Raw genomic sequence first — 8,357 nt, 5'->3', positions numbered from 1 at the left:
ATTTAATTCAGCAACTAAAACGCCCAAGTATTCCTATGTGCTTGGTTTGATTTAAATTGTCGTGTGGTAGGGCTACGCCCCGCTCGCTATTTGTTCCAGTTGCGTAAGTCCTGTGAAATTACTAATGCTCCTCAAGCTCGTGTCTATCTCGGTTTACCTCAAAGTCAGGTTAATGCTAAAACGGCCGATAAAATTAAGCCTGAGAGTGTGAAATTAACGAACTTGTTAAAAAAGACAAATGAACCTTGGCGTTTGAAGGGTAAACAAGTAGAAGTTGTTAACTACGGGGTGCTAGTTGAGAAAGATAACAAAACAGGCGAATTGCGAGGCGTTCCAATGGGGAATGCTGAGGGAGATTCGTTTTTGTACGATCCGGCTAGTGGTGGTTCTACTCCAAAGCAAAATGAGGAGGCTGAAGGAAGAGAAAACGATCGCATATTAAGTGCGGCACGCTTCGGTGAGGCTAATGCCTATTATCACGCTGACCGGACATTAACTTACGCTAATAGTTTACTAGCAGAACTCGGCGAAAAACCACTTCCCTACTTGCGCGTAGTAGTAAATGACCATTCTTGTTCACAATTACCAGGCTACCGACAAAATGATTGTGACGAGCGTAGTGGTGAGGCACGTTCTTTTGGTGGGGGCCATTATCGCCGACCAAGCGATCGCTTCGATGATGAAGGCTTTGAGCATCAAGTGGAAGAAATTAATTCTGCCGGAGAAGCGCATTTAGGCCCTGGTAATGACTTTATTAAAGATGCTGATGGCGATCGCGTGGTTGTTAACAGCTATCCTTATAACGAAAATCCCTCTCACAACGCCGCAATTATTATTCATGAAACAGCACATCATATTGTCAGCCACACCGCAGACTTCCGTGAAAACCAGAACCGCCAAAATAATCAATATAGTAACCGTAAAATCCATCTGGATGAAGGAACTTGTGATTATTGGACAGCAGTAATGCTAAACTCTCCTGACATTTACGAATGGCAAAGAGCTGACGAAAAGCTAACAGATAAAAGCAATCGCAATCTCAGCGGTCCTCGTACAACTGCCAATTTTGTCCAAGACGGTGACCCTCATGAGAACGGTAATATTTGGAGTTCCACACTATGGGATTTACGACAAGCGATCGGCGATGGTCGCAAAACCGATTTGCTGGTAATGAAAACATTATTGTTGTTTGGTGAAATTGAAGCAGATAACCCAAAAGCAAAACGCAAAATTCGTCGAAACGAAGAAATTGACCAAAAAGACGAATTCCGTGATGGTTTAGCAATGCTACTTCAAGCAGACAAATTACTCTATAAAAACGCCAACCGCACTTTAATTCTCAATACCTTTGCCAAACGCGGTATTGGCTTAAAAACTCTTGATAGTAACTTTTGAGAGCAAAGTAGCCTGAGAAAAATTCGATCCTATGATCTGAAAAGCAAATTCATCTGTTTCAAAAGACTGCTGCTCATGGTAGTAAAAAAGCCGCAGATACTACTATCTCCTTGGGCGATCCGAGAATTGAGTCTTTGCTAGAACCAGAGCTGTACTATCAACTCAAAGAAGACTTAGAGATTCTCGATGGGGTAGGTTCAACCTTTGACTTAGAAGCAGTACATTAAGGTAAGATGACCCCGGTGTTTTTTGGTAGCGCCATGAACAATTTTGGTGTGGAGTTGTTCCTAGAGTCATTTTTGGAATATGGACTCAAGCCAACTCCCCATGAAAGTAACAAGGGTGAAATTGCCCCAACCTATCCAGAGTTTTCTGGATTCGTGTTCAAATTGCAAGCCAACATGGATACGAAGCACCGCGATCGCATTGCTTTTTTACGGGTCTGTTCTGGTAAATTTGAAAATGATATGGTGGTGAATCATGCCCGTACTGGTAAAACGATCCGCCTATCCCATCCCCAAAAGTTGTTTGCTTTTGAAAACAAGGAGAATTTATCAAAAATTGTAGTGTCTTCTTTCCTGTTAAACTGCCGTCATAAGCAACTAAAACTCTTTCAACAGGTCTATATTCACGCGGCGTCACTAAACATGGTTTTCCTATGCTACGAACAATTCGCTCTACATTTGACCTTAAATGTCCCGATGCAAAATCTGCGGCTTCTCCCCGTTTGCCTAAAACAATCAAGTCTGAATGTTCTTCAAATTCGTGAAAACAATCAACTAAAAACCCTGTTTTATTTGTGGCATTAAAACCTTCTACGCCTTCTTCTCTTAGGGTGGCAGCTGCGTTTTGTAAAATTAATCTTGTTCTTTGATTGTTTATCTTGGCTTTTTAATGTTCCAAATTTACTAATTCATTAAGCAATTTTTCTGAAGCGCCAAGTCCAATGCTCCCGCTTAAGTTGCCAGTATAAGCTACCTGTTGGCTGCGAATATCGGTGACAAATAAAACGTTTATTTGGGCATTTAATTGAATAGCAAACCAAGCTCCATATTTATAAACACTTTCTGAAAAACATGAACCATCGGTACAAAATAAAATAGTTTGCATAGTGGTTTTATACCCTGAAAATAAAACGATTGAAAGGTAAAAATGCTAAGATTTTTGATTAATTACTAATTTATTCAGCAAGGTAGTACTAGCCTCATTCAGTCCGATTAGTTCTACTTCTGCTCCATTGCGACGAAATTTCAGTACTGCTTTCTCGAGTACTTCCACTGCGCCTTGATCCCATAAGTGAGCATGAGTTAGATCAATAGTGACGCGCTCTACCAGTTCTGTAAAATCAAAAGACGCTAGAAACTCATCTCTCGATAAAAAGAAAATTTGTCCAGCTACTTTATAGATGCGATGTAAACCATCTTCACTCAACACTTTATCCACAAATACTAACTGGGCAATCTTGTTAGAAAAGAATACGGTACTCATGACGATGCCTGTCACCACGCCGAGGGCAAAATTACGGGTGAAAATTGTCACAAACATCGTCGTCAACATGACAGCCGTTTCAGTGCGGGGGATGCGGGGAAGATTTTTTAAGGATGACCAGCGAAATGTACCGATTGACACCATAATCATTACGGCTACTAGTGCTGCCATCGGCATAAGCTTGACCCAATCTTGCAAAAATAAAATGGCAAATAACAGGAAAACCCCGGCCGCAAGAGTTGATAGTCTCCCCCGTCCACCAGACTGGACATTTATTACCGATTGCCCAATCATCCCACACCCTGCCATACCTCCAAAGAAGGCGGTGACGATATTAGCAATACCTTGTCCTTTGGCTTCTTGATTTTTATCGCTGGGGGTATCTGTGAGTTCATCCACTAGTGAAGCGGTTAAGAATGAAGCCAACAAACCAACGATCGCCAATGTCAAAGAATAAGGCAGAATAATCCTCAATGTATCCATATTTAGGGGCACTTGAGGCAAAGCAAAACTGGGTAGTGCAGTCGGTAACTCTCCCATATCCCCGACGGTGGGAACGTTAAGTTTGAGAGCGATCGCTGTGATTGTCATTACCGCCAGCGCCACTAAGGGAGAAGGGACTGCTTTAGTAAAACGAGGCAGAATATAAATAATCGCCAAGGAAAGGATAGTTAACACATATACAGTCGGCGGAACATTCGTTAGCTGGGGCAACTGGGCCAGAAAAATTAACACCGCCAATGCATTGATATAGCCAATCATCACTGCTCTGGGTACAAATCTCATTTGGCGGCCCAGTTTTAGCACCCCAAACAAAACTTGAAAGGCCCCGGTTAACAAGGTGGCGGCGAATAAATACTGCAAGCCATGATCTTTAACTAAATCAATCATCAGCAGAGCCATCGCTCCTGTGGCGGCAGAAATTGACCCCGGTCTACCTCCTAAAAACGCTGTTATGACTGCAATAATAAATGAGGCATACAGCCCAACTTTGGGATCAACCCCGGCAATGATCGAAAAAGCGATCGCCTCTGGAATCAAGGCCAATCCCACCACAGCCCCAGCCATAATGTCTCGTCGAGTGTTAAAAAACCATTCTCGCCTCAGAATTGTTCCGTTCAAGTTTCCTCCTAGCGTCTCAATTAAAATAAAATTGCCAGTGCGTAATTCAGATTAAACATATATCAATTGTCAATACAATTTTGTAATTAATTATCCCCATTACCTTGGCGCAAGCTGTTCCTGATATACATAATTGCAATCAGTAGTTGCTTTGTTTCTTAATAATTACAAACTACTAATTAGTAGTTATTTCATACTGATTGAAGAGTGATACCAGTTAGAATAATCTATTAAATCAAGATTTGGAATCTTATTTTGGTATCAAACAATATGCACAAAGCTTAGTACGTGAATGACAAACTATAGGCAGACTAATCTACAGACTGATAAAATAGCCTGTTTTTCTGTATGCATAGTTAATTACAAATACTTTTGATGACTACAAGGCTCAGTTTGTCCCTTAAGGTGGACAATACCAACTATTTAAAGCTACTGAAGAGATAGTTGCCTGCGACATGAACTGAACTTGCTGACTATTGAATCAATACTAGGGTATTTATTTCGTAACGTCAGCATATCACAGCGTCGTTACAATTTGCAATAAAAGTATAATCTGCTTTAAACCAATCCTTTCAGGCGATGGCGTTCCGCAAGAGCGTAGCTCGTCAGCTACGCTCCACCGTGATCGCTCATGCGATTGGATAAATGCTTAAACTTACCATAGAGTGCTATGTGTGGCTTACACCGTTAAATACGGTGGTTTAACTTCTCGACACATTTCAACACACGGAAAATTTCAAAAAGGCTCAAATTGTAGCAATTAGTTTTAAAATTGCTTTTTAGGTAGTTCTGATGCTCTTATCCTTAATATCAGCATAGTGCCGCCTGTAAAAAATATTCCAATTAATATATTTGTCAAACTGATACTTTTGTGAATATCAATTACCAAAATACTTTCTAGTATTAAAGAAGGTAATAAGATCCCGCTAGGAAGCAATAGCCTGTAAAAATTTAATTTTTTTCTGGCGATAATAGTTATAAATGTTAAGCAAATCCCTAAAGGAATAAAGGTTAGTGCATAATACAATAGTTTCTGCTCTTTCGGTATTAATTCAAGTAAATTGAAATAGTAAAAATTTTGCACATTGTCTACATATACCTGGATATTAGCTTTAGAATAAGTGAGAACTATATTATGAGTATTAGTATGTGCAAAAATTCCAGGAATACTTAATTTAATATCTGTTGCATTTTCTCCAGTAATCGGTGTTCGTATCCGTAAATCCAGGTTGTTTCCCCGCTGTCCTAATGTAAAATTGCGGCGCAGAATACCAGATGAAATTGAGATTATACGTGCAGGGCCTATTTGATTTGTATCAGCGGTAGCAACAGTAGTAATTATTGTAAACTGAGAGTTTTTACGTATCCTTTTGTTCAATAAGGTTGTAGGAGTTCCCGTTTTTAACCAATAGCTAGAACTCAAAGCAACACCTTGACTATCTACAAGATATGATGACTGTCCTTGTGGCAAAAGTTCAGGAAGTTGTCTAGTATTGTCCTGAAAATCTCTTTTATTAGTAAATTGATAAGAACTTATTAAAGAATCTCCGAAAATATTTAAATAATCTTGACTATCAAATAATTCTGAAAGCTGATTTTTGCTAACTGATCGATCGGCAATGTGTAAATCTGAAATATATCCACGCCAAGGTTTATCACCTGTTGCTTCATTACCAAGCAATAATGGATAGATTGGAGTCCAATTACTGAGATATGTAGTTGCTTTCCAAGGTAATATCATTAGAAATGACAAAACTATATATGTTAAAAATAATATGGCTATTTTTTTATTCGAGTTACTTAATTTCCAATTCTCTACAGAAGATAAGATATATATAAAGCTTTGTGAATGCCATATATAAAAACAAATTATGCCAACAATTCCACCTAAAGTATTATTGGCAATATCAGCAGGAGTAGGTGAGCGTGATGGCAAAAATATTTGTAAAACTTCAACTGTAAGTGATAAACCAGCACTGATAATTATCAGCGTAATAAATTTGTTTATCGGCTTTATCTTTATGTTCTGCGAAAAAGCAGTATAACTAAACCCTAAAGGTATAAATAGTAAAATATTGTTTACCAAGTCTTCAAAAGAACTTGCATTATCAAAACTGGCAGTAATTGTTTGTATAGAAAAATTATTTAAAAGTAAAAAATTGAAGGGATGAAGCGTAGCTATTAGTATAGCTAAAATACTGGCTGTTACTAAATACAAGCTTCTATTTAGGATTAATTTACTCAAGATACAAGAAGTTTGTGTAATAATATTGTGTAGAAACATAAGTATATATATTATTTGCCATATAGAGGAAATATGGTTAAATAACCAATCAATTACCTATAGACAGTTTGCTAGTGATGAACAACATTTAAAGCTGTTCTTATCCTATTTACTTATCCAGAATAATAGGGAGATAATTTTAAAGTTTTTATAAAGATATCATGAAATTTAAGTTATTTTTTACAGTAGACTTTCTATAGATTAGATGAGTTAAATTTTCAATACAACATCCTTGGCAATTAAACTGTATTCTCTTCTACCGTTAAATAAATTAGATAAAATCGCTATTTAATAAATCAAATTAATTTATTAAACATTGAATTTGACATTACCAAAATATTTAGACCTCCCTTAACTGAGGTATAGCAGGCATCAAAACATTTAAAGCTTTAGGAATACACTCAATTTCCACTGGAGTTGTTCCGCTTAGATTTTCGTCTAAAACAACTCTTTGTGGTGGTTCTGTTTCAACTCTAATATGCCTTACCCGTAGATAAGTAATATCTTCTCGATTAGTAGAATTACCAGTAAAGCCTGTTAATAGGAGATGGTAAGCTGCAAACGAAGCCCGTCGTAAACATTGCCCAAAATAATAGGCGTAAACCCCAGCTTGAATAACCCCACTCAGCTAACAATGATTGTCATTTTTATTATCTGTATATTTTATTTTCTGGAAGTCCCCAAACAGCCATAAGCAAGCATCGACTCAGCACCAGTGACTCTCACTGCCACAAGTAAGGCAACGCATAGCAGTATGAGCATAGCACCCAGGAGCAAGCGAGGTGAAATCCTATCCATTAGTATGCCTGTCACAAAATTAGTGGCTGCTGTGACAAGTTTATAGCCCTAGACTAAAACCCTTACGATTAGCTTATGGTGCAACTATGCCTGAATTCTGATTAAGAGACTTGACAGTAAAGCAGGCTGACGGTTACATTGTCATGACCGTTAAAGTGATTTGCTAAATCTATTAATCGGCGGCTAGCAACGGCTAAATCCATTTCGCCTGCTAAAACTGGTAAAATTTCTGTTTCCCAATATTCTTCAACCCGATTGTTGTCACTCAAACCATCAGAGCAAAGTAAAAAGATGCAATCTTCATCAATTACAAACTGGCGGATTCTAGGATGCAAAACTTTTGAAGAACTGACTCCCAGTGCTTGAATTAATTGTGTACTATTAGGATGAGAAAATGAATCTCGATAAAAACTCATTCCTAACCTAACCAATCTACACCCCATGTTATCGTCTGTAGTCACTTGATAGCAGCCAGAGCGGGTAATCAAGTAAGCACGGCTGTCACCAACATTGGCAATATATATTTTAGGAGGACAAGCTAGTACCATCACTACAGTCGTGCCCATGCGCTGATAATCTCGACGATGATCTTGATTATTGGATTGGTTGATTAAATCGTTTGCCTTGTAGATACACTCATGTAATTTTATGACCAGAGAAGTTGTATTTTCGGATGCAATATTTACCGCTTGTAAGTGTTGAACGATCGCCTCGATTGCAACAGATGAAGCGACTTCTCCCCCTGCATGACCACCCATACCATCACAAACAATTGTTAAAGGTAGGTTAGAGAAGGTTTCTTTATCTGTGAAATAGTAAGTATCTTCATTGCTTTGACGAGTCGGGCCTTGATCTGTTTGGGCTGCAACTGTAAAAGTAAACTTATGTGCGATCGCAGACTGTTGCAAGAATTCATCCAATATATTAATTAATTGATCGATTCTCTGAATCTGTCCTTCAACCATTTGCAGGCAAAGCCAACTTAAAGCAGATTTAATCGCATTATTTGCTGTTGGCAACCACTGCTGCCACATCTGTCCTAAGGATTAGAAGAAAAAACTCTCTTCAGGTAGGTATGGCAATGGATGTAGAATTACAAATCCTGAAACATTTGGCAAGAGATGCCCACCCAACAGTTGCGATAGCGAAGCGCTGCTGCAAAGTGCAGATCGTAGATGAATATTGTGCAGAGTATAAAGACTTATTTAAAGAAGTAAGGAATTATGAGTGCTTCAAATATTTACACATGGGGATAATATCAACGATAAAA

5 protein-coding genes and 2 pseudogenes are annotated in these 8,357 nt (G+C 38.4%); 3 read left to right on the top strand and 4 right to left on the bottom strand.

All coding sequences use genetic code 11. The features are described from left to right. Nucleotides 1–63 precede the first annotated feature (63 nt). Nucleotides 64–1,395 carry a M36 family metallopeptidase gene (locus H6G97_RS39615; protein ID WP_190946111.1) on the top strand — a complete coding sequence of 444 codons (1,332 nt, stop codon included), beginning with the start codon at nt 64–66 and terminating at the stop codon, nt 1,393–1,395. 38 nt (nt 1,396–1,433) lie between these two features. Next, a pseudogene (locus tag H6G97_RS53765) lies at nt 1,434–1,940 on the top strand (peptide chain release factor 3); the annotation flags it as partial. A 346-nt stretch (nt 1,941–2,286) separates the two neighbouring features. Here H6G97_RS53765 and H6G97_RS53760 read toward each other — a convergent pair. From H6G97_RS53760 to H6G97_RS39595, 4 genes are all read right to left on the bottom strand, one after another. Continuing rightward, a complete protein-coding gene (locus tag H6G97_RS53760) occupies nt 2,287–2,505 on the bottom strand; it encodes a universal stress protein (RefSeq protein WP_242055882.1) in 219 nt (72 codons plus the stop codon). Between the two features lie 45 nt (nt 2,506–2,550). Next, complete coding sequence (locus tag H6G97_RS39605) at nt 2,551–3,951, bottom strand: SulP family inorganic anion transporter (protein ID WP_199349981.1); 1,401 nt, start codon at nt 3,949–3,951, stop codon at nt 2,551–2,553. An 820-nt stretch (nt 3,952–4,771) separates the two neighbouring features. Continuing rightward, the gene (locus H6G97_RS39600; RefSeq protein WP_190946109.1) at nt 4,772–6,289 is read right to left on the bottom strand and encodes a VanZ family protein; all 1,518 of its coding nucleotides are present in this window, start codon (nt 6,287–6,289) and stop codon (nt 4,772–4,774) included. An 899-nt stretch (nt 6,290–7,188) separates the two neighbouring features. Beyond that, nucleotides 7,189–8,121, bottom strand: coding sequence for a PP2C family protein-serine/threonine phosphatase (locus tag H6G97_RS39595; protein WP_190946108.1), 933 nt, complete (start codon nt 8,119–8,121; stop codon nt 7,189–7,191). Nucleotides 8,122–8,168: 47 nt separating this feature from the next. Here H6G97_RS39595 and H6G97_RS39590 point away from each other — a divergent pair. Next, a pseudogene (locus H6G97_RS39590) lies at nt 8,169–8,357 on the top strand (hypothetical protein); the annotation flags it as partial.

Source organism: Nostoc flagelliforme FACHB-838 (assembly GCF_014698065.1).
In the GTDB taxonomy this organism is placed as follows: Bacteria; Cyanobacteriota; Cyanobacteriia; order Cyanobacteriales; family Nostocaceae; genus Nostoc; species Nostoc flagelliforme_B.
Note: the sequence above shows the minus strand (reverse complement) of the source record. Positions and strands in the feature narration are given on the sequence as shown.